We start from the raw sequence: 1,335 nt of genomic DNA on the forward strand, positions 1-1,335 counted from the left end.
TGTGGAATGACATGGACTTCATTCAATCGTTCCAAAACTCGATTCTATTGATTGTGCTTGTAGCAATCATTACGTTGATCTTTGCGGTATTCTTCGCAGCGGTGTTAACGAAAGAACAAGTAAAAGGAGGAAACTTCTTCCGAATTATCTTCTATATTCCGAATATCTTATCAATCGTTGTTATCGCAGGGATATTCTCAGCAATCTATGATCCGAAGAGTGGCCTATTGAATAGTGTTTTCGGTGTGTTGAGCTTAGATACCTTTGAACAATTATGGTTAGGAAACCAAGACATCGTTATTTATAGTATTGCCGGTGCCCTAGTATGGCAAGCCATTGGTTATTACATGGTGATGTATATGTCTGGGATGGCAAGTATTCCAGCGAGTTATTATGAAGCTGCATCCTTAGAAGGTGCAAATGGCATTACGCAATTCTTTAGCATTACACTACCACTGGTTTGGAACAATATCCGTACCACATTAACTTTCTTTATTATTAGTACGATCAACCTGAGCTTTCTATTAGTAAAGGCAATGACAGGCGGAGGCCCGAACGGGTCAACGGAAGTATTCTTATCGTATATGTATGACCAAGCATATACAAACTCCACATTTGGTTACGGTATGGCGATTGGCGTTGTCGTCTTTACTTTTTCATTTGCCCTCGCTGCTATCGTCAGCAGAATTACTAAACGCGATGTGCTAGAGTACTAAGGAGGTAAAACAGAGATGAAAAAAACAAAAGGTTTAAGCACAGACACACTTTTTAAACTATTTAATTACGTCGCTTTAATAACGTTAGCGGTTACGATACTTGTCCCTGTTGGTTGGGTGTTCTTAGCTTCCATTAAACAAAACGCGGAATTCTATGACAACCCATGGGCATTACCAGACGGTTTTTATTTTCAAAACTTTGCCGAAGCATTTGTCGAAGCACAAATGGGGGACTACTTATTAAACTCTGTGATTGTAACGGCATTAGCGTTAGCTATTCTGTTAGTCGTTGCGTTACCAGCAGCCTATGTATTATCCCGTTTTCAGTTTAGAGGAAGCAAGTTCTTAAACGGCGTTGTAAAAGCAGGTTTGTTTATTAACGTCAGTTATATTGCTGTACCGATCTTTTTGATGTTACTAGATTGGGATGGAGCGATCAAAATGATCATCGGGGATCCGTTCTTTTTAAATAATCGCTTTATTTTAGCGGTGATTTATGCATCGACGGCCTTACCATTTACGATCTTTTTATTATCAAGTTACTTCCAAACGCTGCCTTCTGATTTTGAGGAAGCAGCAGGAATTGATGGTGCGGGTTATTTCCGTACGATGTTCTCGG

The 1,335-nt window shown here is 39.7% G+C and carries 2 protein-coding genes; both read left to right on the forward strand.

Annotated elements, in window-relative coordinates; genetic code table 11:
* On the forward strand, positions 1–716 hold a 716-nt coding region (locus HP569_RS14245), incomplete at its 5' end, for a carbohydrate ABC transporter permease (protein WP_182201813.1).
* Between the two features lie 15 nt (positions 717–731).
* On the forward strand, positions 732–1,335 hold a 604-nt coding region (locus HP569_RS14250), incomplete at its 3' end, for a carbohydrate ABC transporter permease (protein WP_182201814.1).

This window comes from Paraliobacillus salinarum (genome assembly GCF_014083865.1).
Classification (GTDB): Bacteria; Bacillota; Bacilli; order Bacillales; family Amphibacillaceae; genus Paraliobacillus; species Paraliobacillus salinarum.